Source organism: Niallia sp. FSL K6-0212 (assembly GCF_038007605.1).
Taxonomy (GTDB): Bacteria; Bacillota; Bacilli; order Bacillales; family Cytobacillaceae; genus Niallia; species Niallia circulans.
Genome location: NZ_JBBOXL010000001.1, coordinates 2905711 through 2931369, shown reverse-complemented (window position 1 = coordinate 2931369; position 25659 = coordinate 2905711). Strand labels below are relative to the sequence as shown.

General features: G+C 34.4%; 23 protein-coding genes. 7 read left to right on the top strand and 16 right to left on the bottom strand.

Features of this window, described 5'->3' with window-relative positions:
• Window positions 1-92: 92 nt before the first annotated feature.
• Complete coding sequence (locus MHH96_RS13795; RefSeq protein ID WP_047942916.1) at window positions 93-518, bottom strand: DUF1641 domain-containing protein; 426 nt, start codon at window positions 516-518, stop codon at window positions 93-95.
• An 885-nt stretch (window positions 519-1403) separates the two neighbouring features.
• Window positions 1404-1595, bottom strand: coding sequence for a hypothetical protein (locus MHH96_RS13790; RefSeq protein ID WP_095319892.1), 192 nt, complete (start codon window positions 1593-1595; stop codon window positions 1404-1406).
• Window positions 1596-1810: 215 nt separating this feature from the next.
• Between MHH96_RS13790 and MHH96_RS13785 the strand changes: the two genes are divergently transcribed.
• Window positions 1811-3157 (top strand): amino acid permease, encoded by a 1347-nt coding sequence (locus tag MHH96_RS13785; RefSeq protein WP_341117586.1) that lies wholly within the window; start codon window positions 1811-1813, stop codon window positions 3155-3157.
• Between the two features lie 75 nt (window positions 3158-3232).
• Here MHH96_RS13785 and MHH96_RS13780 read toward each other — a convergent pair whose 3' ends face one another.
• A complete protein-coding gene (locus tag MHH96_RS13780) occupies window positions 3233-4141 on the bottom strand; it encodes a TetR/AcrR family transcriptional regulator (RefSeq protein ID WP_047942914.1) in 909 nt (302 codons plus the stop codon).
• Window positions 4142-4416: 275 nt separating this feature from the next.
• On the opposite strand from MHH96_RS13780, the gene MHH96_RS13775 reads away from it, so the two are divergent.
• Entirely contained in the window at window positions 4417-5949 is a 1533-nt protein-coding gene (locus MHH96_RS13775) for a DHA2 family efflux MFS transporter permease subunit (protein ID WP_047942913.1), read from the top strand.
• Window positions 5950-6045: 96 nt separating this feature from the next.
• On the opposite strand, the gene MHH96_RS13770 is transcribed toward MHH96_RS13775, so the two are convergent.
• Window positions 6046-7086 carry a 2,3-butanediol dehydrogenase gene (locus tag MHH96_RS13770; RefSeq protein ID WP_047942912.1) on the bottom strand — a complete coding sequence of 347 codons (1041 nt, stop codon included), beginning with the start codon at window positions 7084-7086 and terminating at the stop codon, window positions 6046-6048.
• 205 nt (window positions 7087-7291) lie between these two features.
• On the opposite strand from MHH96_RS13770, the gene MHH96_RS13765 reads away from it, so the two are divergent.
• Window positions 7292-8179: a LysR family transcriptional regulator gene (locus tag MHH96_RS13765; protein WP_047942911.1), complete on the top strand. Its 888-nt coding sequence runs from the start codon at window positions 7292-7294 to the stop codon at window positions 8177-8179.
• Between the two features lie 22 nt (window positions 8180-8201).
• Here MHH96_RS13765 and MHH96_RS13760 read toward each other — a convergent pair whose 3' ends face one another.
• The 11 genes from MHH96_RS13760 to MHH96_RS13710 all read right to left on the bottom strand — a co-directional run bounded on the left by MHH96_RS13760 (window position 8202) and on the right by MHH96_RS13710 (window position 19011).
• A complete protein-coding gene (locus MHH96_RS13760; protein WP_047942910.1) occupies window positions 8202-8810 on the bottom strand; it encodes a VanZ family protein in 609 nt (202 codons plus the stop codon).
• A 16-nt stretch (window positions 8811-8826) separates the two neighbouring features.
• Window positions 8827-10062, bottom strand: coding sequence for an FtsW/RodA/SpoVE family cell cycle protein (locus MHH96_RS13755; RefSeq protein ID WP_047942909.1), 1236 nt, complete (start codon window positions 10060-10062; stop codon window positions 8827-8829).
• Window positions 10055-10471 carry a PadR family transcriptional regulator gene (locus MHH96_RS13750; RefSeq protein ID WP_047942908.1) on the bottom strand — a complete coding sequence of 139 codons (417 nt, stop codon included), beginning with the start codon at window positions 10469-10471 and terminating at the stop codon, window positions 10055-10057. Before MHH96_RS13750 ends, MHH96_RS13755 begins: the two co-directional genes overlap by 8 nt.
• Window positions 10456-11007, bottom strand: a complete 552-nt coding sequence (locus tag MHH96_RS13745; RefSeq protein ID WP_047942907.1) for a sigma-70 family RNA polymerase sigma factor — start codon at window positions 11005-11007, stop codon at window positions 10456-10458. Before MHH96_RS13745 ends, MHH96_RS13750 begins: the two co-directional genes overlap by 16 nt.
• A gap of 227 nt (window positions 11008-11234) precedes the next feature.
• Entirely contained in the window at window positions 11235-12515 is a 1281-nt protein-coding gene (locus MHH96_RS13740; RefSeq protein ID WP_047943007.1) for an MDR family MFS transporter, read from the bottom strand.
• Window positions 12516-12692: 177 nt separating this feature from the next.
• On the bottom strand, window positions 12693-13337 hold the full coding sequence (locus tag MHH96_RS13735) for an SGNH/GDSL hydrolase family protein (protein ID WP_047942906.1): 645 nt from the start codon (window positions 13335-13337) through the stop codon (window positions 12693-12695).
• Window positions 13338-13475: 138 nt separating this feature from the next.
• On the bottom strand, window positions 13476-14483 hold the full coding sequence (locus tag MHH96_RS13730) for a metal ABC transporter substrate-binding protein (RefSeq protein ID WP_047942905.1): 1008 nt from the start codon (window positions 14481-14483) through the stop codon (window positions 13476-13478).
• Between the two features lie 624 nt (window positions 14484-15107).
• A complete protein-coding gene (locus tag MHH96_RS13725; RefSeq protein ID WP_144544148.1) occupies window positions 15108-16157 on the bottom strand; it encodes a Gfo/Idh/MocA family oxidoreductase in 1050 nt (349 codons plus the stop codon).
• A gap of 70 nt (window positions 16158-16227) precedes the next feature.
• Window positions 16228-17196: a sugar phosphate isomerase/epimerase family protein gene (locus tag MHH96_RS13720; protein ID WP_095257688.1), complete on the bottom strand. Its 969-nt coding sequence runs from the start codon at window positions 17194-17196 to the stop codon at window positions 16228-16230.
• 53 nt (window positions 17197-17249) lie between these two features.
• On the bottom strand, window positions 17250-18275 hold the full coding sequence (locus MHH96_RS13715) for a Gfo/Idh/MocA family protein (protein ID WP_095257689.1): 1026 nt from the start codon (window positions 18273-18275) through the stop codon (window positions 17250-17252).
• 19 nt (window positions 18276-18294) lie between these two features.
• Window positions 18295-19011 carry a ThuA domain-containing protein gene (locus MHH96_RS13710; RefSeq protein ID WP_047942901.1) on the bottom strand — a complete coding sequence of 239 codons (717 nt, stop codon included), beginning with the start codon at window positions 19009-19011 and terminating at the stop codon, window positions 18295-18297.
• Window positions 19012-19192: 181 nt separating this feature from the next.
• Between MHH96_RS13710 and MHH96_RS13705 the strand changes: the two genes are divergently transcribed.
• The 4 genes from MHH96_RS13705 (at window position 19193) to MHH96_RS13690 (ending at window position 22264) form a co-directional block, all read left to right on the top strand.
• Complete coding sequence (locus MHH96_RS13705; protein WP_047942900.1) at window positions 19193-20110, top strand: helix-turn-helix domain-containing protein; 918 nt, start codon at window positions 19193-19195, stop codon at window positions 20108-20110.
• A gap of 129 nt (window positions 20111-20239) precedes the next feature.
• The gene (gene dpsA / locus MHH96_RS13700; RefSeq protein ID WP_235844560.1) at window positions 20240-21115 is read left to right on the top strand and encodes a dipicolinate synthase subunit DpsA; all 876 of its coding nucleotides are present in this window, start codon (window positions 20240-20242) and stop codon (window positions 21113-21115) included.
• A 129-nt stretch (window positions 21116-21244) separates the two neighbouring features.
• A complete protein-coding gene (locus MHH96_RS13695; RefSeq protein WP_047942898.1) occupies window positions 21245-22087 on the top strand; it encodes an SPFH domain-containing protein in 843 nt (280 codons plus the stop codon).
• Window positions 22088-22099: 12 nt separating this feature from the next.
• Complete coding sequence (locus MHH96_RS13690) at window positions 22100-22264, top strand: ribbon-helix-helix domain protein (RefSeq protein WP_047942897.1); 165 nt, start codon at window positions 22100-22102, stop codon at window positions 22262-22264.
• A gap of 48 nt (window positions 22265-22312) precedes the next feature.
• Here the strand turns inward: MHH96_RS13690 and MHH96_RS13685 are convergent, their stop codons facing one another.
• Window positions 22313-25495: a DEAD/DEAH box helicase gene (locus MHH96_RS13685; RefSeq protein ID WP_047941608.1), complete on the bottom strand. Its 3183-nt coding sequence runs from the start codon at window positions 25493-25495 to the stop codon at window positions 22313-22315.
• Between the last annotated feature and the right edge of the window lie 164 nt (window positions 25496-25659).

Below are 25659 nucleotides of genomic sequence, written 5' to 3'. Positions count from 1 at the left end.
TTTAAAAGTATTGGCAAGCTTCCCTGTTAGTTTTCACATAAATAAATTCTTTTATTAACGTCATTACTGACTGAGGAAGACTACTTGAAAGATTATTTATTATTGCGTTCTGACATAATTTGAAGATAGCTCTGTAAAAAACGGAACATCTTTTGTGCTTGTGGGTCTTTTAACATTTTCATTAAACCGAATACACCAATTGTTTCATTGCTTGCATCTGCACGATCCTTGGCTTCGATAGCAGCGGATGCCATTCCTTTAACAGAATGAATAACTGGTTCGAACATTTCCGTTGTTGCCCCAACAATATCGTTTTTAAATACATCATCTTGGGATAATGATTGAACAACATCATAAGTTTTAGATAAACCATTAATCATTTCAGTTAACTTTGGTAGTTGTTCCATTAATGTTGTCAATGATTCTTGTACCTCAGGCTTTAGCAACTGATCCAATAAATCTTGATTTGTTGCAGTCAGTTGTTTTTCAGCATTGGTTTGCGCAGTAGTTTCTGACATAACTGATTCTCCTTTACTATAAGCACTTAGCTTAAATGTTATTAACAAATGTTTTGTGATTCTATGCACAAAAATTTGCAAAAGATAATTTTTAACCAACTCTAGTTAGAATGAATGAAGGTATGTACAAAACTTTTTAAACTCTTTTTCTACATACTAAAAGAAGATGTACAACCTCTCCATCATTAAACTCCTTTAATATAATACCACTTTTTGAACAAAAATAAATGTAAGTTTGACAAAAAATCAGAGTTTTTTTCAAGAAAAGTGATATTTATCACGAAAAGAGAGTATAAAGCCATAAAACCAACAAAAAAAATTATTAATCAAAATTGTCTTATTTTTTTTACTCTATAAACTATTATGCTAAAAAAACAAGTTACTATTCATTTAGTCTGTCCCCCCCTCTCTTGATAATCGAAAGTTTACATAGCAGATTAAAAACTCTTTATGTCGACAAACTGTATCTATTACTCCTTTATACTTCTCCAAACGACTTATAAACCCCTGTAAACGTTACTTATTTTCAACAAAAATAGAGGCAGGTCTTAATCTCTGCCCATTCCTACTTTCTTCTTTATGGTTAAGTGAAAAAAATACAGAACAAGTCGTTCCCTTGTTTTTGATTTTAATTTTGCCATTCAAAGTTGAATAATATTAAAAGATACCATATCCCAATTCCCGTTCCTTGTGCTTTTGCTGAATAAAAAGGCGTTCCGAGTCTCTTAAGTTCCTCTTCCGACATTCCTTTACCATTATCCTGATATCTTTATATGAGTTTCTGAAAGCTTTTCGGAAATAATCACTTCCCAACTTGTCTTAAATTGCTTCAATCACATTTTTTATATCCAATCATATATCGGTAAATCGCCATAACAATAGTAGTTAATAATCCAGCTGATAAACCCCCATAAAAAAAGCAGCCAACAATGGAATCTTCCTTAAATCATAAATATGTCCTGACCAATTTCTAATGAAAACGACATGACTAAAATCAATATCGTGGAACAATAAATAGTTGTAAATATTGGTACGATTCCATAATAAAACAAATAAACAATTGGCAAATCCAATCATTTTTTCTCCTCTAAAATTATATCTCCCTGTTATCTGAGATACCATTATTTCATCAGTAAATATTTTTTCTTTTTATTACATAGGTGCTATAGTTCCAATCTATTTTTTAATGTTTATTAGTTACACAAATAATTGCAGAAAAAGCTGCCATACTAATAGAGATTAACATTATCTTTTTTGTAATCCCTTCATTATTACTTAAAGAGGAGAACACAATGACAAATAAAAAAGCAGATTCAAAAACAGAAAATCTTAAATGGTGGCAGTTATCATTAATTGGTGTGGGCTGTACAATTGGAACGGGGTATTTTCTTGGTTCCAGCCTTGGAATTATGGAAACAGGCCCCTCCATTGTTTTCACCTTCATTTTAGCAGCGATTGGAACGTATATCGTTTTTAATCAATTGGCAAAAATGACTGCGGAGGATCCACAGGAAGGGTCATTTTGTTATTATGCAAATAAAGCATTTGGCCCATGGGCCGGCTTTAGTTGTGGCTGGAATTATTGGTTTTCTAACATTCTAATCATGGGAAGCCAATTAACCGCTCTCTCCTTGTTATCTCAATTCTGGTTTCCTAAAGTCCCATTATGGGTATTCGCTTGTATTTATGCTGTTCTTTCTTTATTTGTTGTTTTTCTAGGAACAAAAGGATTCGATCGTGTCGAAAATTATTTGGCTATTATTAAGACAGCGGCCATTATAATGTTTATCGGTTTAGCTGCTGCTGCTGTTTTTGGTTGGATTCATGGAGGCAATGGTGCTGTTTCTGTCCCTAAATCTATAGACGACCTTTTTCCTAAAGGCTACAAAGGATTTTGGATTTCTTTACTATTTGCATTTTATGCATATGGAGGAATTGAGGTTATTGGGTTAATGGCAATGCAGTTGAAAGATAAGAAAGATGCACCAAAAGCAGGTACGAATATGCTTATCATTCTCGTTATAATCTATGTTCTCTCATTAGGATTAGCGACAATATTAGCACCACTCGATCAGTTTTCAGAAAAAGAAAGTCCCTTCGTAACAGCGTTATCGGACTGTCACTTAACCTTTTTCCCACATGTTTTTAATGGTGCTATCATTATTGCAGGATTCTCCACCATGACAGCTTCGTTATTCGGTGTAACAAGTCTATTGGTAACTTTAGCGAAAGATGGAGACGCTCCGAAAATTTTCCAAAAAAAATTAAAAAAGTTTAATGAGCTGCCTCTCCCTTCTTTTATTCTTGGAGGAATAGGGCTCTTTGCATCTGTTGTCGCTGCCCTTTTATTACCCGGAAAAATATTCGAATACATTACAACAGCTGCTGGGATTCTTTTATTATATAACTGGACTTTTATCCTCCTTTCCTCCTTTAAAATACTTAAAGGAAAACTATGGGATAAACTAAAGTCTTCCTTTGGGATTTTACTTATTGTCACAGCTATCGCAGGTACCATTATTGAAAAGGAAGTCCGGATCGGCTTTTTTGTAAGCTTAGCATTTGTCCTAATTATCGCATCAGCAACTTTTTTCATGCGACATAAATTGGGGAAAAACAAGGCGGGGTGTGCAGAGTAAATCAGATTTCAATTATATAACAGAATAAAACAAGGAAAAGTCAACGTTTAAGCTGTGACTTTTCCTTCTACACTGTCATTGATTCCGTTTGGAATATACCTTTTTTATACTATCACTAAGTTTTTGGACCGTTTTAGCATATGGTGTCTCTTTTACCTCTTGCATTAGGGACATTAATGTACTTTCCATTAAAAAATATCTTGGGTATTTGATCTCTACCTCTTCTTCGATAAATGTTAACAATTGTTCTATTTTCTCTTGACTAGATAGCAATTCTTTATCTTTTTTTAAATCTGCTTTAAACGCATAAAGCATACAAAGAATTTCCTTCTTTCCCACATCATCATCGTTCATGGATTGAAGTGCAATCCAATTATAAAGCGTATCTGGTTTTATAAGGACTTCATTAGATTTAGATAAATGGTTAACCATATCAAGCACCCGATTTACACAGTATTGAACAATTTGATGTATATTTGCGTGGTCTTGATAGATTAATGAATGTACAAAAATACTAGAATGAATCATTCCCATTAACATGATAGAGCAATCTAATAAATACGTTTTATTTTGTGCACCACATACATCAACTAATCGATTATAAATCCAGCTAAGCTCATGTATTCTTCTATTTTTAATATAATTTTTTAATTCTTCATCCTTTGTAAAAAGAATTTCTTCAAATAAAGAAATGATTTTATATTGGTTATTTGTTCGAATCAACATTTCAATTTGTTTGATAAACAGGGTGCTATCTGTTTCGTCTTGACCCATTAGTAATTGTTTTCTTTGCCATTCCAATTCCGTATAAATATTTTTAAAAATTGAAATTAACAATTCATTTTTACTGGAAAAGTAATTATAAAATGTACCTTTTGAAATATTACTTGCAGTTAATATATCTTGGATTGATGTCTGCTGAAATCCTTTTTCAATAAATAATTCATGTGCTTTATCCATTACTTGCTTTTTACGTTTATTCATTTAACCACCTTGAATATAAATTTAGACTACCGGTTCAATTTATATACTAGGTCATTTAGAACAGATTTACAATCATCCCAATAAAAAAGTAATGGTAGATTATTGTAATAGCAAGGTTTCAGCTAAAGAAAAAAAGTAGAATTATTAAGTAATTATTTTTTACTTAGGGATTCTAAACATTTTTATTGCATTATTTATACTACAGGTATATTATTATTTAAGCTTAGATCCAATGGATAAAAAGAACGTAAAGTTCATAGGGAGGAATTGTTTTAATGAACACAAATGCAACATCGAATGAAAAAAAACCGCCATATGGCATTATCGTTATTTTAATGGCAGGTGCCTTTGTCGCATTTTTAAATTCAACGCTTTTAAATATCGCTTTACCATCTATTAGTGCGGATTTCAAAATTGATCCTTCTGTTGGCCAATGGCTAATAACTGGATATATGCTTGTAAATGGAATTATGATTCCAACATCTGCCTTTTTAATTCAAAAATACTCAACAAGAAGATTGTTTATAATAGCAATGTCCTTATTTACAATCGGTACATTAATGGCTGGCATGGCTCATTCTTTCCCAGTACTATTGCTTTCGAGAATGATACAGGCTTCTGGATCATCCATTATGATGCCAGTTTTAATGAACTTCTTACTTACCAGCTTTCCTGTTGAAAAACGTGGAAGTGCTATGGGTGTTTTTGGTCTAATCATGACTTTTGCTCCTGCAATCGGCCCTACATTATCAGGGTATATTGTTGAACATTATGAATGGAGAATGTTGTTCTATGTTGTTTCACCAATTGCTATTATTGTGTTAATATCAGCGATTTTTAAAATTAAAGACAAAAAGGAAAAAGTAGATATTCATATCGATCTTTTATCTGTCATATTGTCTAGTTTAGGTTTCGGCGGATTACTATATGGATTCAGCTCTGCCGGTACAAAAGGCTGGAGTAATATTCATGTTTATGGAACTTTGATTATTGGTGCAATAGCCCTTATTTTCTTTGTTCTTCGTCAATTAAAAATGACTACTCCAATGCTAGAGTTCCGAATCTTTAAGTATCCGTTATTCTCCTTATCAGCAGTAATTACTGTTGTGGTAAACATTGCACTATTCTCTGCGATGTTGTTAATGCCAATGTACATTCAAACCGTGAGAGGCATTTCACCATTCCACTCTGGTCTCTTATTATTGCCTGGTGCTATTATTATGGGGATTATGTCTCCTATTACAGGAAGACTTTTTGATAAATATGGAGCAAGAACACTTGCCTTAGTTGGTTTAACATTGACTGCCATTACAACATATATGTTTAGTCAATTATCCATGACCACTACGACAACTACACTTGTTCTTATCTATTCCTTGCGTATGTTTGGTATGTCCATGGTTATGATGCCGATTATGACGAATGGTTTAAATGAATTACCATCTCGAATGAATCCTCATGGGACAGCTTTAAATAATACATTGTCTCAAGTTTCTGGGGCGATTGGTTCTGCAGTTATGATTACAATCATGTCACAACGTACCAAAACACATGGTGAGGAACTAGCAGCTAATGCAATGCAGCAAATGAGTAATACAACCACTCAGCCAACTCCTGAAGCAATTGCCACTATGAAGGAACAGCTGGGAATGCAGGCAATGCTGGAAGGAATTAATGATGCTTTCCTTATTTCTGTCGGAATTGTCATTGTAGCACTTGTTCTTGCAGCATTTGTAAAGCGGGCTGTTCCGCCAAAAGATACAGAGCAACAAACTAGTCCAGCGAAAATGAAAGAAGCAGTTGAATAAACTTACTTACAGTCAGCGTCAATCGCTGGCTGTTTTTGTATAAAAAAACAAGGATGTTCCTTTAATGGACATCCTTGTTTATGATCATTGCTTTGTTTATTCAGCACTTACTAAAATCTTTACTTGATTTTTTTCAGAAATCAGTGATTGGAAACCTTCCTCGATCACTTCATCTAATTTAATCTTTTTAGTCACCAATTTGTCTGCGGAAAAGTAGCCTTTTCGCATTAAATTCAACACACTTGGAAATACATCTCGATAACCAATAATTCCCTTAATAGTACGTTCTTTAATAACGATATCATTAGGAAGAATTTCCGCTCCTTTTTCCCAAATACTTACAATAACAGTTTCACCAGAAATAGTAGTGGATTGAATGGCTTGTCTTAGAACTACTGGAACGCCAGTTACTTCAAAGGAGACATCTACTCCACCATTTGTGCGGCGAACAAGTTCTGCAACAACATCTTCATAATTAGCTGGATTTACAACGATTGCACCAAGTTCTTCTGCTTTTGCCTGGCGTTCAGGAGAAAGCTCAACTGCATAAATATCTGTCGCCCCTGCTGCTTTTAAAGCTTCTATTACTAACAATCCAATTGGACCACAGCCAAAAACTGCTGCCGTATCCCCTGCCTGTATTTTACTTGATCTTACTGCGTATAAAGCAACAGCAGAAGGTTCTACTAATGCGCCTTGCTCATAGGATAACTCATCCGGCAATTTATGCAGTAATTCTGTATCAACAGAAACATATTCAGAGAAACCTCCTCCGCCTCCTGCTAAACCAAGAAATCCCATATTCTCATCTAAGTTATAAGCGCCTTGGTGACCATGTGTAGCAAAAATAGGTTCCACCACCACACGATCTCCCACTTGATAGTCGGTTACGCCTGCTCCAATTTCTACTATTTCTCCAGAAAATTCATGTCCTAATGTTACAGGAGCCACTTCATTTGTTAAAGGATGTGGCTGATCCACAGGTATAAAGATAGGACCTCCTAAATATTCGTGTAAATCACTCCCGCAAATTCCACACCACTTTACTTTAAGTTTTACCTTTCCTGGTGCTACTTGCGGTTCTTCTATATTTTCTAAGCGAATATCTTTTTGGTTATGCCATCTTAATGCTTTCATTTTTAACAAACATCCCCTTTGACCTTAATAGGTTTATAGCCGTATCCTTTTATTTTGAGCAACTTGTTATTTAAGGCCTTAAAAAACTTAAGTTTCAGAAACAATTTAATTATAGTACTTATATGATTAATTTAAAATTATATTATAATTAACTATAGTTAACGATTACTTAACTATATTCTTCTTTTTAAGAAAGGAACTACTTATGAATATAGAACAATTAAAATATATAGTAGAAATCTCCCATTCCAGCTCTTTAAAGACAGCTGCAACTAAGTTAAATATTTCTTTACCTGCCCTTAGTCAGTCTGTAACAAAACTAGAGAAAGAGTTGAACATTGAAATTTTTCATCGCTCTAGAAAGGGGACCTATCCAACTGAGGAAGGAAAAATACTCATCCAAAAAGCTACTGGTGTACTAGAGAAATTCCAAGAGTTTTTAGACGAAGCTGAAAGCTTTGCCCATATCCTAAAAGGTGAGTTAAAAATTGCCACCTTTCCTGGACCGCTGGATTTATTAGCTGATCAAATTACTTTATACAAAAAAGAGTTCCCTTACATAAAGGCATCTATTGAGGAAGATAACTCACAGCATATAATTGAAAAAGTAAAAAAAGAGGAAATAGATATTGGTTTCATTATTTATACCGAGGAGGATATCAAGAAAAACAGCAGCTTGCATTTCCATAAACTATATGATGGATGCATGGTTGTAGCAGTAAATAAAGACTCTCCTTTAGCAAACAATGAAAATATTACAGAGGAAATGTTAATAAACCAGCCTATTATTTTGTATAATGATCATTCTATTTTAGAATTCGTGCAAAACTTAGATATTGTCGATGATGACATGGAAATATTATTTACAACCAACAATGTGGAAACTATTCGGTATGCCTTAGAAAGAAATACGGCCATTAACATTGGCTATGATTATGCATTTAAAACAATAACTGGGTTAGCAAACAATGATAGCTATGTAACTCTGCCTTTCGTTGATACCATAATAAATTCCTATTACTTCGGATATATTTATCCAATAGATAAAGGTATTTCTAAGGTAGCTAAAGAGTTCTTAAATAGGCTGACATAAAGTTAGCCTATTGCCAGCTGCATTATTTACTATTCCTTCTAATGCCAGAATCTTTCCCTATATGAAAAAGATTCTGGAACATCTTATAAAGACCGAACCCAAACATAATTCCTACGGCATTTAATATAACATCATCAATATCCGTACTTCTCCCTATAAATAATTGAATTATTTCTATCAAAAGAGGAATACAGATAGCTATCCAAAATATGGAGGAAAACGTTCTAAATGCTTTCCATAATAATGGGAGAAAAATACCAAAAGGGACAAAAATAAGAATATTCCCTAATAGATTGAGCAGTGACACTTCATTCCAATTACTTACTTGATCATTTTCTAGGGCAAAATAAGAAATAATCGTGGCAAAAGGGATAAGATTAATGCTTCTTAGTCCCTCAGACCATTGAATATAAAGTTGCTGCTTACCTTCCTCAACTGTTATATACCAATGGGGAATAATAGTCTGGGATGCTACCCCTATGCAGAACATCACAAACAGGAAGAGGAGAGTTTCTTTCATCCAAACTATTGGTTGTGTTTTATATTTAACAGATAAATATCGACTTATCAGATAAATCGGTGCTCCAATCAATATGTAAATAACCATTGACTCAAGATACATTCTAATCATATCGTGCTCCCAAATATTATTGAAAGTTTTTTCTGCGCATAATACTTAAAATAAGACCAATTAATAAAGCATTAATAACGGTTGAAACAAGACCATAGCTTATGAATGGCAAGGATAATGAAATAACCGGTAGAAATCCTACGCACATTCCTAGATTATAAACAACTTGAACACTATACAGCGTAATAGATCCTATTAATAGAAATTTCGCATATGGATTCTTTATTTTTTTGACATTGCCAATCATCTTCAGAATAAGTGCTCCAAATAATAATACAAGAAACACAGCCAACATATATCCAAATTGATAGGTGAGTTGCAGAAAAACTGTGTCTGTATTATTAATAAAAGTTAACACTTCCATATCTGGTGAACCAACCCATTTTAAATCAGCCCACATTTTTTGTCGATATAAATAAAAATAACCAGCTTCTTCGGCATATCTTTCAGGAAATAGAAATGCCATTAGTCTATTTAATTGATAACTTCCTCTTGTAAGAAAAAGAAGCCATAAAAGAAGAATTGTTCCTATTCCATATGTAATAAAGACTTTCCGTTTAGAAAAGCTGCTCCAAAATAGCATGATTGCGACTGTAAAAATATAAATAAAAACAGTAGAAATACTATCAAATCCGAAGAGAAATAAGACACATGAAAAGAAAAATAAACACAAGAAAGAAACATATGTAAATTCTTTCTTACTAAAAAAGGAAGCCCAAGCTAATAAAAAAAAGGGGATGGCCATTATGCCTTGGAGTATAATTGGTCCAATTTTTATATAGTTCGCTCCATTAATCATATGATTGCTAAAGAAAATAATGGATATCAATAACGACGATCCTATTGCATAAAATAAAAATCCAAAATTAGCAAATTTGCGATAGTCCACATACATAAAGCCAATGACTATTACAATCCCCAAGCAAGTCATTAATAACTTAAGAATGATAAAATGATGAGAAGAAGATAACGTTGGCAAAATCCCTATCATTAACAGACTCACTGTTAAGGTAACAATAGCCCAATCAATCGTCGGACGGTAGATTTCACTTAATTCTCGTCCTAATTGGGAAGGACTTCCCATTTCATTAATTGCTTTTTCTTCTGCTTCACTTTCTGACAACCCTTTTTTTATCCATCCTTTTTTTGCAAGTTGAATATGATACTCCATTTCTAATTTAATCGATTCCTTTGCTTCTTTCGATTTCACTTGCTCTGTCACTTTATCTAAAAATAAATGTTTATTATTCATTTACGTACACCCAATCTATCAGTTCTCTAATATTTTTGCTGCGTCCCCCTTCTGCTTCCAACTTTTTTTCGAGCTTTTTTCCTTTGCGATCTATTTGGTAATATTTAACCTTGTTATTGTCCCACTCTGAAGCAATTATATTTCTCTGTTCCAATCGATGCAGAAAAGTATAGATAAATCCTTCTTGATTCTCAAACTTTTGAAAGCCGCGAGCACGTAACAACTCTGTTAATTCAAAACCAGTTTTTCTAGTATGAAGTAATTGCAAAGCTGCTAAAAGAATTTCCTCTTCCTTATTCTTTATTTGAATTTTTTTCATAATTTCTTTGCGATGCTCAGCAGTAAATGAAAGATGATTAAAATAAGTCTTTTTCAAACCAGCTTGTAGTTTTTTTAGTCGTTTTTCCATTTTTCTTCATCTCCAATCATTTTTAATAATTGCTTTGCTCTTCTTAATCGGGTTTTGATCGTATTTTCATTAACCCCTATTATCCTGGCAATCTCCTTTATCGTTAATTCTTCAAAGTAAAAGAGGAAGATAATTTCTCGATACAGAATAGGTAAACTCATCACAGCCTGCACAAGCCATTGTTCTTCCTCTTTTTGAACAATGGCTTGTTCAATATTTTCTTTACTGTCTTCTCCATAAATATATTCGTCATCCACTTTTATGACATTTTTTGTATACCAGCTTTTCAAATAGTCTTTACAGTGGTTAATAGCAATTCTCCAAAGCCATGTTCGAAAACTAGATTTTCCTTTATACTTATGGATGGAATAATATACTTTCACAAAAATATCTTGTGTTAATTCTTCTGCGACCGCTTCATTTTTGACATATGAAAAGACTAAATGTAATAGCTCTTGTCCATATGTAATCATAATTTCATCAAATATTTCTTCTTTATTGTCTATTTCTTTCCAGCATGCTGACAATTCTTCCAAAACAATAAACCTCCTTACCTAACAATTAGACGACACACAGGAGAAAAAGGTTTGGATAAATTCGTGTAAATCAATCTCATTATTAAAATAAAGCCTTTAAAAGAAAAACACCTTCCTAATTAGCTATAAAAATAGCCATTAGGAAAGTGTTATATTAGAAAATGATCAGATTATAAAGCAAACGTCCGAAGCTGGAAATCTCCCATACATTATACCTTTTATACTCCTCATAGTGGTTTCACTGTATTTAACTTTCTTTTTTTCGTTTCAAATTGTTTGAACATCACCTGATAAATGAACGCACTTATTATCGCTAATATAGCAATAATGAAGAATGTCCATTCAAATCCGAACCAGGCACTCATCGGAATGGATAATGGAGCAATCATTTTTGAAAAAGTGAACCGCAGACTTGCTGCAGCAAAATATTTACCACGCTGATCCTCTGGAGCAATCTCAGAAATAAAACTTTGTTGAATTCCTGCTGTCATCAATTCTGCAAAACTAAATAAGAGCATCGCGAACATTAACCCCCAAATTAAACTAGTTTGGCTAAACATGATAACTGCGATCGCATATATAAAGGAGGAAATAATAAAAACATTCTTCTCTTTAAATTTAGACATCCATCTTGTAACAATTATGGTAAATAAGGCTACGACCAATCCATTTTCTGCTAGTATTAATCCAAAAGCTTGTGTACTTTGAATTTCTAGAGACCAATTGCCAAGAGAAAATAAGTTTTGCGTAGCAACCATTTCATCTACATATACTGGTAATAATAAATCTAGCTGCATAAAGGTTTGCCCTATTAATACTCCCGCTAAAATAAACAGTAAAAACGTTCGGTCCCTTACTATCACCTGATAGTCTTTTAACTGTGCCCCAAGCGCCATAGCCCAATTCTTTTTCTTATCATCTAGTTCTTTATATGGCGGAGCTGTTTCAGCAATCCAAGTTTTTAAAACTATACTCAATATAATATTTAATAGTCCAGCTGCTAAAAGGAGGAAAAAACGATAATCTTTATAAAAGAATCCGCCAAGAATCGGACCAATTACTACTGCAATATTGGTAGAAGTATAAAAAATAGCAAAAACACTGCTTCTGTCTTTTTCGTTTACTACATCAGCTACCATCGCTTGGCTTGCTGGCCAATAAATACTAGTAAACAAGCTGATAACAGTGAAACAGATAAAACTAATAGCTGGGGAATCAAGCCACGGAGAGCTAGCAAAAGCAAAGATTAAATAGGCAATTCCTTGGGCAAGACTTGATATTACCATCATTTTCTTTCTACCGAATTTATCAGCATAATAGCCGCCAAGCAAATTAGCAACAACAGAAAAGGCTTGAGAAAGTATTAATAAGAATCCTGCAATTGATTTCCCAAAGGATTCTGTAAAGTATATTGCTAAAAATGGAAAAAACATCCAAAATGTTACATTAACAGTTGATTCACCAGCAAGACGAATCTTTAAATTCCGATCCCAATCTCTAAGTCGCATCGTCATGATAGTTGTCACTCTCTTTCTATTTATTTCCCCTATCATACCTTGATATTTCGGTTTAGGAAAGACTTTCTTTTCTATTATAATGATGTCTCTATATCCTTTTAAATAGATTTTATATTAGTTAGTCTATGGATAAGAGACATGTTTTCAATCCTTTCCTCTTTTTATCGATTATCTAAAACTACTTTTATCTTCCTTAAACTTTTTGTAAACCTGTAACCATGTTTGCGCCATTAGCATATTACCAGCAGAATTCATATGTACTCCATCTGTCGTTAATACTTGATGATTTTGTTTTTGTAAATATTCCATAAATACTTGATGTGTAGGCACAACTACTGCAGCATACTTGGCTGCTATATGATGAATGACTGATACATAATCTTTTAAAAGAATATTGCCTTCTGCTTCAATCGCTTCCTCAATTACGGTTGGCTCCATCAAAAAAATACTAGCATTTGTTTCCTTTTTTACTTTTTCTAATAAACGATTGTAAATAGTGCTAAATTTAGCTGGAGTAACCTGTTCTAGTTGAGGCTGGTCTAACTGTCTCCATACATCATTAATTCCAATTGATATAGAGACTAGATCTGGACGTAAGGAGAGGACATCTGCTTCCCAGCGTTGTTCTAAATCAGTGATTCTATTTCCATTTATCCCTTTATTAACAATACTTGGCAATGCTTCTGGTTGATTAATAGTAAAGTAGTCTTTAATATAACGAACATACCCATAACCAATGCCTTCCCTATCCTCCATTTTTCCCGCATGTGTAATACTATCTCCTATAAATACGAATCGTTGATTTGCCACCATCTCAATTATCCCTCCATAGAACGTTTTCATTTATACAATAGCATGTATTTCTTTCGCAAAGCAACCTTCCATTTCTTCCCATACAAAAAGCCTCAATCGGAAATTAAAAAACTCCAAGAGAGGCTGTAAGAAATTCAATTATTGTTGTGCCTGGACAATTTTTTCTAAATTACGTTCCATTACTTTAATATAATCCATTCCACTTTCTTCATCTTCTTTGCTTAACGCTTCTAAGGTGCTTAGTACTTCTGTTCTTGCCCCAATTTCAGTGGCAAGCGTATCTGCAACTTTTTGCGAAGCCGTTTCTTCAAAATAAATAACGCTAATATCATGTTCTTTTGCAAAATCTTTTAATTCAGCTAATCTTTGTGCATTTGGCTCTTGTTCTGGTGATATCCCAGAGATTGGTACTTGAGTTAGTCCATATTCACTTGCTAAATATCCAAATGCGGCATGTTGTGTAATCATTTCTTTTTTCGCTACTTTGCTTAGTTCATCCTGATATTTTTGGTCAAGTGCAGTTAATTTCGCAATATATTTTTCACTGTTCTTTTGATATGTTTCTTTATTGTCTGGATCCGCTTTAATCATGCTCTCTGTAATTGTTTCTACTTCTTTAATCGCTAGTGCTGGACTTAACCAGACATGGGGATCTTTCTCATGACTATGCTCATGCTCTGCTTCTTCACTTTCATGGTCATGGTCAGCTTCTTCCCCATTATGCTCGTGCTCTCCTTCTTCGCCTTCATGATCATGCTCATCTGTTATTCCCTCTTTTAATGTTATACCTTTACTTGCTTCAACAAACACTGTTTCTTTATTATCAACAGCAGATTTAATTGTATCTACAAAACTTTCCATATATATACTATTAAAAATAAATAAATCTGAAGTTTGCACATTGGCGATATCTTTTGGTGTTGGCTCCCATCCATGTGGTTCTTGATTCGAAGGAATAAGTAAGTTTACATCTGCCTTGTCACCAGCTATATTTTTGGTAAACTCATACATAGGATAAAAGGTAGTCATGATCTTCAGTTTCTCTTTATTTGCCCCGTTGGAAGCATTATTTTCTCCTTTGCCACATGCAGCTATCACCAATATTGCAAGTAACATAATAGTTACTAATGTAAATTTTTTCCCCATTTTTATCACCCTGCCTTTTATTTACTTTCTTTATGCATTTCTTTTAATATTAAACAATATAAGCTCCATTCGATCTGGATTATTCTGTTCTCCTTAATTTTAAATTTTAATTGCGATCTCTGTTTCTGTAAAAACTAGTGTTTTTTTACTCTCATAATGACCAAACCTTTGTTTGTTCATACCCAAGATATAATATAGCCCTGTAAGATCAAAGTTTAAATTATGTATGAAAACTATGGATATCGCATTTGTTCAAAAACTACTATTCTCACTTTGCCTTACACCTATCCACCGAGAAACCTGAATATCACTTATTCTCTCAGCATGTTTTTTTACCACCTGCCGGCGATTCATGCACGTCTAGGAATTACTAGGATTAAATAAACTCCATTCCAAACAAACCGAAACTATTACGATTTATAAAATTACATTAAGATTAAAAGACTATTCCATCGACTTTCTTATATTAACCGTAACGATTACGATTTGTAAAGTGTTTTTTTTATTTTTATCCTAACTATTTAAAGAACCTGTAAATTGATTTTAAAAGAAAAAAGGCTATATTCATCCAATATCTGGAAGTAACATAGCCTTTCTTAAATACATCTACTGCTATTATTAGCTTTATTTGGTTTCTACCGTCGATTTAAAGTAAACACGTTCTTTTTTCTTTCCTGATTCATACACGGCACAAATCATTTTTTGGGTTTTTAGCGCTTCTTCCCCCGTGACATCTAAAGGAATTCCTGTTGCTAACGAATCGTAAAAATTATTGATTTGCTTTACATGACTTACTCCCCAATACCCTTTTACTCCATTTTCATAATGAAACGTTTCTTGCGGATTATTATCTGCGATGAATTCTCTTCCATCTATTAATCGAATAGTTGCCCGGTCAGCTACCATTTTGGCGATTCCCTTTTCACAATGCAGCTCAATTTCAACTGGCGCGTCATACGTATAATAATTTATAGCATGAAAAGCAGTAACAATGCCATTCTTATATGCTATAACTCCTTCAGCTGCATCTTCCACCTCAATAATTTCATGTGCACGATTGCTTATTGATGCATCTACATAGTTAATGTCGGCATTCACAAACCATCTCATCAAATCCATTGTATGAATTGCTTGATCAATTATAACTCCGCCACCTTCTTTCTCCCATGTCCCTTTCCAATCACTTTTTTGATAATACTCATCAGAACGGTTCCATGTAACAGATAGTTTTCCTGATTTGATCTTGCCAAGTTCTCCATTATCCAACATTTTCTTTATGAGCTGGGAGCCAGGATTATAACGATTTTGAAAAATGACACCAAGGGTAACCTTATTTTCCTTCGCTGTTTCCACCATTTCAACAGCATCATCATAATGAATAGACATTGGTTTTTCTGTTAATATATGAATCTGTTTTTTCGCAGCTTCAATTGTCACTGGTGCATGCAAATGATGTGGCAGACAAATATGCAACACATCTAAACTTTCCTGTTCAAACATTTCCTTATAGTCTGTATAAGCGGCACAGCCATAAATTTTGGCTTTTTCTTCTACTCGTTCAGGCTTTACATCACAAACTGCTACTAACTCTGCATCCTCTCTTGAGACAATTGATTGGGCGTGCATAGGAAAAATATTACCACAACCAATAATCGCTACCTTTAATTTGGACATGTTTCTCTCCCCCGTTTCCACTATTTAATGAATGTCTATTTATTCAAGTATTTCTTTATACTTAATAAACCTAAACCCACCACATTTGAGAAGGAGCATCTTCAATTAAAACGGATTTCAAATTAGTAACCGCTCTTGTTAATCCTTCCCTAATAGACATAATTGGATCCTCATGTTCAATGCTGACAACATAATCGTACCCATATGTTCTTAAAGCACTCATCATATCTGACCATTCACTTACACTATGTCCACATCCAACGGAACGAAATGTCCAGGCCCTTGTCTGAACTTCACCGTATGGCTGCATATCTGTTAAGCCATACATATTAACATTATCCTGGTCAATATACGTATCTTTTGCATGAAAATGATGAATGGCTTTTTCCTTTGCTAAAATTTTAATCGCAGCAACCGGATTAATACCTTGCCACCATAAATGACTTGGATCCAAGTTTGCGCCAATCGCATCACAAGTTTCCTCTCGTAATTTTAATAAAGTATATGGAGTATGCACTAGGAATCCGCCGTGCAGCTCTAATCCAATCTTCACACCACTCTCTTTTGCAATATGCCCTACTTCTTTCCAATAAGGGATTAACTTTTCTTCCCATTGCCATTTTTTCACATCAGAATATTCATTTGGCCATGGCGTAACTGGCCAGTTTGGATATTTCGCACCATCATGATCCCCGGCCGTTCCTGAAAAACAGTTTACAACCGGAACATTCATCAAGGATGCTAGTTTGATTGTTTTAATCAATGTCTCATGCGATTCCTTTGCAAATGCTTCTTCTGGAGAGATTGGATTTCCATGACAACTGAATGCACTTATGATTAAATCACGTTCTGTCACCTTTTTTAGATATTCTTTTCTCTTTTCTTCTGATTCTAATAATTCATCTACATTACAATGATTGTTTCCAGGATAGCCGCCAGTACCTATTTCAACTGCTTGAATACCAGCCTCTTTTACTGCATCAAGCATTTCTTCAAATGATTTGTCTGCAAATAATACGGTAAACACGCCTAATTTCATGAGAGCTCCTCTCCATTCCTTCCAATTTTCCTATATTCTTTCCTTCTATATACCTATATTTTGGTAATAGTCTTCGATGCTTGTGATTCCAAGGCTGCAAGAATGATCGCCAAAGATTTTTTTCCTTCTTCTCCGCTAATAAGCGGCTCTTTATCTTCTAAAATACATTCCACAAAATGATCTATAACACCAGTCTTATTTTGTCCACCATCATTATTTGATTGAATTCTGCCTAATTCATAATTTACTTTTTCCCCATTGGTATATTGGATAATTAACGAATAGTTTGGATCATCTTCTAAACGAATGACGGCTTTTTCTGCATAAATAACAGTTGAATTATCTTCTTTTCCACGATAAGCCCAGCTCGCAGTCAACGTTCCAATAATGCCGCTATCTGTTTTTAATATACAAACAGCATTATCATCTACAGTAGAGAAGTCTTTTGCATTTGTTTCTACAAATGCTCCTACCTCTGTAAATTCCTCTCCTAATACAAATCTTAATAAATCTGCTTTATGAACACCTAAATCTCCCATAGCACCAATAAATGCTTCTTCTTTTTTAAAGAACCAGCTCTCTTTACCATCAACACTCCAGCCTTCTGGACCACCATGACCAAATGTTGTGCGGAAGCTGTACACTTTACCAATTTCTCCGCTTTTAATTAATTGATGTGCTTTTTGATGGGATGCAACAAAACGCTGGTTATGTCCAATCATCAATTTTTTCCCACTTTTTTTAGCAGCTTGTATCATTTGCTCAGCCTCTTCTTTTGATGTTGCCATTGGCTTTTCACAAAGAACATGTTTGCCAGCATTCAAAGCATCAATAGAAATAGGGGCATGAAGATAGTTTGGTGTACACACACTAACCGCATCTAACTCATCCATTTTTAATAATTCTTTATAATCGGTAAATGCTTGCGCTTGATATTTTTCCGCAATTTCAGCTGCTCTTTCCTCATTGATGTCACAGACGGCTACCAATTCCACTTGTTTATTCAACAGATATTCAGGAATATGACGATGCTGTGCGATACTTCCACATCCAATTACGCCTACTTTTAATGAAACCATTATATTTTCCCCCTCTATATTATTTATCTGAAATTGTCTCTAAAGGCTGGGCGTTGCCATAAACAGGCTTCTCTCTTTTCACTGGTGCTGCCCACTTTACTGCATTAATAATAACTTGCTGAATTTCTTGATGGTGATAGGTTGGATACGTTTCATGTCCTGGTCTAAAATAAAACACTTTTCCATTCCCTCTTGCATACGTACAACCGCTTCGGAATACCTCTCCACCTTCAAACCAGCTTGTGAAGATCAATTCATCTGGTGCTGGTATATCGAAATGTTCGCCATACATTTCTTCCTTTTCTAATTCGATATATTCATTAATTCCTTCCACAATTGGATGATTAGGTGCTACTACCCATAAGCGTTCGCGATCATCTGCTTCTCGCCATTTTAAATTACAGGTTGTGCCCATTAACGCTTTAAAAATTTTCGAAAAATGACCGGAATGTAAAACAATTAACCCCATCCCATCTAAAACACGCTGTTTTACTTTTAACACAATTTCATCTTCTACCTCGTGATGTGCTAAATGTCCCCACCATACTAATACGTCTGTATTATTCAAAACTTCCTCCGTTAATCCATGGTCTGGTTCATCTAATGTTGCAGTATGTGTTTCATAACCTTCTTTCTCCAAAAACGCAGCAATCGCACCATGAATGCCATTTGGATATATTTCTGCTACGGTTGGATTTTTCTTTTCATGCCGGTTTTCATTCCAAATTGTGATCATTATGTAGCCACTCCTTCTCCCTTACAATATGATGGCTTCATTATATGAAATGTAAGCGTATAAAAAAATGCTTAATCTTGTCATTTTTTTATGCAATTATGTCATTTACTTGCTTGCTTTTTGCTAAAATAGAAAAGAGCACCTAACCATATAGTCTCGTCGAATAGGAGGGGAACAAAAAGTGGAAAGGGAGACAAAGCACACCTTTAATCAACCAGTAAATGAAAAAGTAGTTTATCAAAACCCTCTATTGTCTTTAAAAGTGTGGGAGATAAATGATGAGAGGGAAGATGTAATGACTCCAGTTGATGATTACCCTTGGCATTACCATAAAGAAGTAGAATTACTTGCCATGATTGATGGAGATTTGGCGGTACAAACAAAAGAAAGGTATCTATCGATTACTTCAGGGGACGTTCTTATTATGGGAGCTTCACAACCACACAGAACAAGTAAAGTGAAGAAAGGCAAATTGCGTTATATTGTCTTACAAATTGATCTACATAAACACTTTGACCAAAGTATCCTTCCTTATTTCTATTGTTTTTCAGAATTAACACATCCATTAGACAAGATAAATTACATATTTGAAGATAATAAGGAAATAAAACAAGAAGTACATTCCTTAATAAATGAGATTCATAGAGAAAGTCAAACGAAAGAAAAGGGCTATGAGATAGCTATCAATTATTCCATCAAACGACTTCTTCTTTTATGTGTACGAAACGATACTAAAAATATGCTCCAATATTCAGAAGAACAAGACCTTGCCAAACTTAAACCTGTTTTAGATTATATTGACAGCCATTTAGAAGAAAGAATACTTGTCGAAGATGTCAGTAAGCTACTGAATTTCAGCTATCATTATTTTATCAAGTACTTTAAAAAAGTAATGGGATTGTCGTTTGTAGATTATATAAATATAAAGCGAATAAAAAAAGCTGAATTATTACTTTTAACAACTGACAAAAGTATATTAGAAATAAGCTATGAAGTCGGCATAACAAATATGGCGCAATTCTACAAACTGTTTAAAAGAGAAAATCAATGCTCGCCTAAAGCCTTTAAAAATAGAATGTTAAATGCAAGCGCCTTATAATATATAATAAAACCCGCCACCTAGTGCACCAGCACTTTTTTCTCCGTAAAAATTATTCTGAACCATTATACACCTCCATATATTTACTGTATGGAGGCGTACTATTTACAAAGGAAAGGGTGCAAAAAATTGAACGAAAATCATGTATTATTAATCATCGGCGGGGACTCTAGACAGCTCGAAGTAATCCGCCTTCTTGCACCAAAGCTAAACAAAATTTATTTGATCGGTTTCGAAGATGCTTCTGTTTCTTATAAAAATGTGCGGAAAATAAATTGGCAAACAGCTCCACTTCATGAAGTGGATACTATTCTACTTCCCATTCCGGGCATTCAAGAAGATGGAATTGCTGAATCGATATTTTCTAAAGAAAAGATTGTTCTAACAAAAGAGTTGATTATTAAAACAAAATCTAATTGTACTATATATTCCGGTATTATCACTCCTTATTTAAAACAATTGGCTGCAGAAACAAATCGAAACTTGGTTGCTCTTTTTGCAAGAAATGATGTGGCTATCCATAATTCTATCCCAACTGCAGAGGGAGCGCTAATGCTCGCCATCAAGCATACGGATATTACAATACATAATGCCCAAGTGCTAGTACTCGGTTTTGGCAGAGTCGGTAAGACTGTGGCTCGTCTATTTTCTGCTGTCGGTGCAAAAGTAACTGTTTTAGTTCGAAAAAAAGAGGATGAGGCAAGAGTGATAGAAATGAGGTTAGCTGCAATTTTTGAATCTTCACTAGAATCAGAAATACCTCTTCAGCAGATTGTTATCAATACGGTTCCAACACTGCTTTTAACATCTAAGCTTATAAAGAATTTATCGAGCAATGCTTTAATTATTGATTTAGCCAGCAAACCAGGGGGAACCGATTTTGCAGCTGCCAAGGAACACAATATCCAAACCCTTTGGGCCCTTGGTTTACCGGCAAAAGTTGCACCAAAGACGGCTGGTACAATAATTGGCAAAACACTGCTGGAATTGCTAAAAATAAATTAAGGTACAACTTTCAGGGGATAGTTAATAGCTATCTCCTTTTTTATGAAAATTTCAGCATTAATCGTTTTACAATTTTATACAAAAGTGATATCATAATTATATCAAATTGAAATTATAGGAGTGATTTAGTTGAAAGAAAAAAATGCGTTTCATTTTAATGGATTTATTGGCGTTTTACTTATTGCCATATCCCTTTTTCTCGGTGTCTATTTTCTTGTGCAGGAAATTCCAGGTGCTGCCATTCCCTTCTTCCTTATAGCTGTTCTTCTAGGCAGTGGGATAACAATTATTCAACCTAATCAGGCTGTTGTTGTAACCTTTTTTGGAAAATATCTTGGTACGATTCGCAGCAGTGGATTATTTTTAACCATCCCTCTTACTTTACGAAAAACTATTTCCTTACGCGTGCGTAATTTCAATAGTAAACGTTTAAAAGTAAATGATGTTGATGGAAATCCAATTGAAATTGCTGCCGTTATTGTTTTTAAAGTTATTGATTCTGCAAAAGCCATTTTTGATGTAGATAATTACGAAGAATTTGTTGAAATCCAAAGTGAAACAGCTATCCGCCATGTTGCAACAAAATACCCATATGATACATTTGAAAATGTAGAACTAACTTTAAGGGGAAATGCAGAGGAAGTCTCCAATGAACTTACGACCGAATTACAAGCTCGTCTAGACCTCGCAGGAGTGGAAGTAATTGAAGCTAGATTAACTCATTTAGCTTATTCTACTGAAATTGCCCAAGCGATGTTACAGCGTCAGCAAGCCTCCGCTATCATTTCTGCTCGTCAGAAAATCGTCGAAGGAGCAGTTGGAATGGCACAAATGGCCATTAATCAACTGGAACAGGATAAAATCATTGAATTAGATGATGAAAGAAAGGTACAATTAGTAAATAATTTACTAGTAGCGATTGTTTCTGAAAATCCTACGACTCCTGTAATTAATACAGGTACTTTATATTAATGAGTGGTATAAATGACGAAGAAAAAAAGCTTTCCATTACGCATTGATCCAGAGCTATACGAAGTCCTGCAAAAATGGGCTGCGGATGATTTTCGCAGTATAAATAGTCATATTGAGTATTTACTTCGTGAAGCTGCCAAAAAAGCCAAGCGGTATCCAAAACAAAAAGAAAATTGATTTACATGAAAAAAAGAGGCCCAAATAATGGCCTCCTTTTTTAATGGATTAACTTAACAATTCTCTTAAGTCCTCTTCTGTTAGAGAAGAAATTACTTTATCATCTGAATCGATAATTTCATCTACTAAAGTCTTTTTCTTTTCCTGCAATTCATATATCTTCTCTTCAATTGTGCCTTTAGAGAAGAGCTTAATTACATCCACTACATTCTCCTGTCCTATGCGGTGAGCACGATCCGCCGCTTGTTCTTCGACCGCTGGATTCCACCAAGTATCATACAAAATAACAGTATCTGCAGTCATTAAATTAAGGCCTGTTCCCCCTGCTTTTAAGCTTATTAAAAAATAATCTCGCTCTCCTAAATTGTAGCGATGACATAATTCCACTCTCTCATCTGAAGGAGTGCTCCCATCTAAATAAAAATAGGCTAATCCCTTTTTTGCTAATTCTTGGCCAATTATTTCAAGCATACTTGTAAATTGAGAAAAAATCAGCACCCTGCGATTAGATCGCTGTGCTTCCTCAATTAGTTCCATTAGATGATTTAGTTTAGCAGACTTTCCATGATAATTGTCAACAAATAGGGCTGGATGACAGCATATTTGCCGCAGTCTCGTTAATCCAGCAAGAATTCTAATTTTATTTTTTCGAAGGGTTTCTTTGTTTAAATGCTTTAAGGCATCATGTCTTAATTTCGCGAGATAGGCTGCATACAATCTTTTCTGTTCTGGTAATAATTCCACTATTTCGCTCCATTCCCTTTTCTCAGGAAGTTCGGCCAATACATCCTCTTTTAAGCGGCGCAGCATAAATGGTCTTATTTTTTTCGCAATTTGTTTATTGGTTAAATTCGCATATTCCTTCAGGCCTTTGAATAATTCAGGAAATACAATATGGAAGATAGACCAAAGTTCTTCAATGGAATTCTCAAGTGGAGTGCCGGTTAAAGCAAAGCGATTAACTGCTTTTAGTTTCTTCACTGTTTTTGCTGTTTGTGATAGTGGATTTTTAAAATACTGTGCTTCATCAAAAAACACTGTATGGAAAACTTGCTGTTCATACCATGAAATATCCTGTCTAACTAATGGATATGACGTTATGATTACATCGATGTTTTCTAAATCCTTTTGCAGCGCAGCTCTTTCCTTTTTAGCTCCATCAAGTATAAGGCACTGAATTTTCGGAGCAAATTTCATGATTTCTCTTTGCCAGTTGTATAATAAAGAAGAAGGACATACAACTAACACCGGTTGTTTCGCTTTTCTCATCACAGGCAATTCAGATTGAATAAAGGCAATACTTTGCAATGTTTTTCCTAATCCCATATCATCCGCTAAAATGCCGCCAAATTGATATTGCGCTAATGTTTTCAGCCATTTATAGCCATCTATTTGATACGATTTCAAGACATTGTTTAAATCCGCAGGAACTTTAATATTTAGCTTTTCTGGATGCAAGAAGGAATCAAACAGCTGCTGATACGATTCATCTAAAGCAAAGATTTTTCGATCTTCTTCTATAAAAGATAAGCTTTCTAAAAGTGTCAGCTCAAACCCACTTATAAAGTCCTTGTCCTTTATTTGCGGAGATTGAAGATACCTTTGCACTTCCTCCATCTCCCTTGTTTGCAGAGCAAAAAGAGAGCCATCTTGCAAGCGATAGTATTTCCGCTTTTCTTCCAAAGCAGCTAACAAGCCTTTGATTTCTCGCTCTGGAAAACCTTCCATCTCAAATTTAAATTCAAGCCAGTTAATACGGTCTTTTTTTAATTTCACCGTAAACCTTGGCCATGTTTTTTCCTTGAAAATTCGATTTCTAATAGCTGTTGTTGCGTAAACTTTTACAAGCTTTTGCAGTTTTGGTAATACATAATATAAAAAGTCAAACTCCAATTCCTCGTTATAAAGCATATAACCACTATCTGTTTTCGCAAATGAACTGCTATCCATTAACTCTATAATTTGTTCTTCTTTCTTCCAATCTCTAAGTAGCACTGCTTCTACTTCTTTGTTCCGTTCTTGAACTGGATTGATGACAATATGATCATAGCGAAATTCTACGCTTGCCAGCAATCGATTGTTTACTCTATCTAAATAAAGCTCAGCTTGCAGGGGAGTCTTACCCATTTTTTTGGAAAGCTCTCTCTCTAATTGAACCTCCCCAAATTTTTTTAAGCTTGGGGCTATCTTTTCTAAAAAGAAATCCAATTGATTGAGTGCAATAGGAATAAAGCTCTTGCCCACTTTTTCCATCATTTTCTTTATCTCAATAAGTCTTTTAAAGTCTTCTGCTTCCAATTGCCGCACATTTCCCTCTACCAGAACAGCATAATATTGATGCAGGAACTGAATGGATTCCATTCCATGTACATTTAATTGATAGCTTCCAGTTTCATGCTGATATAAATGAAATCTTAAAGGCAGGACTTCATTTGAAACATTTAAGGGCACCATAGTCCCTTTATTCGGATCATAATAACCTAATTCCTTCCAATGAGAACGAAGAGGAATCCAAGAGGAAGGGGGAATTAACAAAATACTGTCTCCCCATATATTACTTACTCCCTGGTGATGATTCAAAAATATCCTTTCATCCTCTATTACTTTTCCTAACTCTTGTAGAATTGCTTCACTTTCTTCCTTTACACAATGAAGCTTTGGATTAAATTCTAATTCTGAACTAAATGAATAAGCTTTTCCACTCTTTATTCTTTCTAAAAACAAGCGAATATCTTTTATTGGATGGGATAATAGCTGAATTTCTATTCCAAACAGATTGGTTTCCGAGTCGATTGGAATGACTTTTAGCATAAATTCAACTGGAATCACTTCTCGCTTTTCAAAATGGCGCTGCTTTTTTGTTGATAGAGTTTCACTCTGATTAAATAATGCAAAAAAATCTCCCGATACATCCATGTTTTTTTCAACGGTAGTGGAAGGAGCTTTTCCGTTCATTTGAAATTTTTTTATTTCCACTAATACAGCTGCAATATGCTGACATTCTTTTTGAAAAGAAGCTAGTTTCGGACAAGAACATGTTGCTTTTATTTCTTCCCCTTCGATTGCAACCATTACCGCAAAATCTTCAGATGCTTGAACGAAAGCTTCACAATAATTATCTCTATATTCTTTAAAAATCACCTTATGATTTTTCGAGAATGCTTCCCCTCTTTTTAAAGAAACAGGACCACACATTTCCAAAATCATTTTTCGTGTAATGACAGTATTCAACAATTTATTCTCCTTCTATCAAAATCCAGTTTCGCACAATTATCCTCTTTCACTTTACTACTTTTTTTAAAACATTTCTATTGTCTTGTTACGGTAAAATTATGTAGCTCCCTCTCAGTAATGGAATTTTATTATTCCTATATTCATAAGCCCTGTCACATCTT

What these genes read in the sequence shown, in the direction of transcription:
- MHH96_RS13795 (WP_047942916.1), bottom strand. Translation starts at nt 518, where the DNA reads ATGTCAGAAACTACTGCGCAAACCAATGCTGAAAAACAACTGACTGCA.
- MHH96_RS13790 (WP_095319892.1), bottom strand. Translation starts at nt 1,595, where the DNA reads ATGATTGGATTTGCCAATTGTTTATTTGTTTTATTATGGAATCGTACC.
- MHH96_RS13785 (WP_341117586.1), top strand. Translation starts at nt 1,811, where the DNA reads ATGACAAATAAAAAAGCAGATTCAAAAACAGAAAATCTTAAATGGTGG.
- MHH96_RS13780 (WP_047942914.1), bottom strand. Translation starts at nt 4,141, where the DNA reads ATGAATAAACGTAAAAAGCAAGTAATGGATAAAGCACATGAATTATTT.
- MHH96_RS13775 (WP_047942913.1), top strand. Translation starts at nt 4,417, where the DNA reads ATGAACACAAATGCAACATCGAATGAAAAAAAACCGCCATATGGCATT.
- MHH96_RS13770 (WP_047942912.1), bottom strand. Translation starts at nt 7,086, where the DNA reads ATGAAAGCATTAAGATGGCATAACCAAAAAGATATTCGCTTAGAAAAT.
- MHH96_RS13765 (WP_047942911.1), top strand. Translation starts at nt 7,292, where the DNA reads ATGAATATAGAACAATTAAAATATATAGTAGAAATCTCCCATTCCAGC.
- MHH96_RS13760 (WP_047942910.1), bottom strand. Translation starts at nt 8,810, where the DNA reads ATGATTAGAATGTATCTTGAGTCAATGGTTATTTACATATTGATTGGA.
- MHH96_RS13755 (WP_047942909.1), bottom strand. Translation starts at nt 10,062, where the DNA reads ATGAATAATAAACATTTATTTTTAGATAAAGTGACAGAGCAAGTGAAA.
- MHH96_RS13750 (WP_047942908.1), bottom strand. Translation starts at nt 10,471, where the DNA reads ATGGAAAAACGACTAAAAAAACTACAAGCTGGTTTGAAAAAGACTTAT.
- MHH96_RS13740 (WP_047943007.1), bottom strand. Translation starts at nt 12,515, where the DNA reads ATGCGACTTAGAGATTGGGATCGGAATTTAAAGATTCGTCTTGCTGGT.
- MHH96_RS13735 (WP_047942906.1), bottom strand. Translation starts at nt 13,337, where the DNA reads ATGGTGGCAAATCAACGATTCGTATTTATAGGAGATAGTATTACACAT.
- MHH96_RS13730 (WP_047942905.1), bottom strand. Translation starts at nt 14,483, where the DNA reads ATGGGGAAAAAATTTACATTAGTAACTATTATGTTACTTGCAATATTG.
- MHH96_RS13725 (WP_144544148.1), bottom strand. Translation starts at nt 16,157, where the DNA reads ATGTCCAAATTAAAGGTAGCGATTATTGGTTGTGGTAATATTTTTCCT.
- MHH96_RS13720 (WP_095257688.1), bottom strand. Translation starts at nt 17,196, where the DNA reads ATGAAATTAGGCGTGTTTACCGTATTATTTGCAGACAAATCATTTGAA.
- MHH96_RS13715 (WP_095257689.1), bottom strand. Translation starts at nt 18,275, where the DNA reads ATGGTTTCATTAAAAGTAGGCGTAATTGGATGTGGAAGTATCGCACAG.
- MHH96_RS13710 (WP_047942901.1), bottom strand. Translation starts at nt 19,011, where the DNA reads ATGATCACAATTTGGAATGAAAACCGGCATGAAAAGAAAAATCCAACC.
- MHH96_RS13690 (WP_047942897.1), top strand. Translation starts at nt 22,100, where the DNA reads ATGACGAAGAAAAAAAGCTTTCCATTACGCATTGATCCAGAGCTATAC.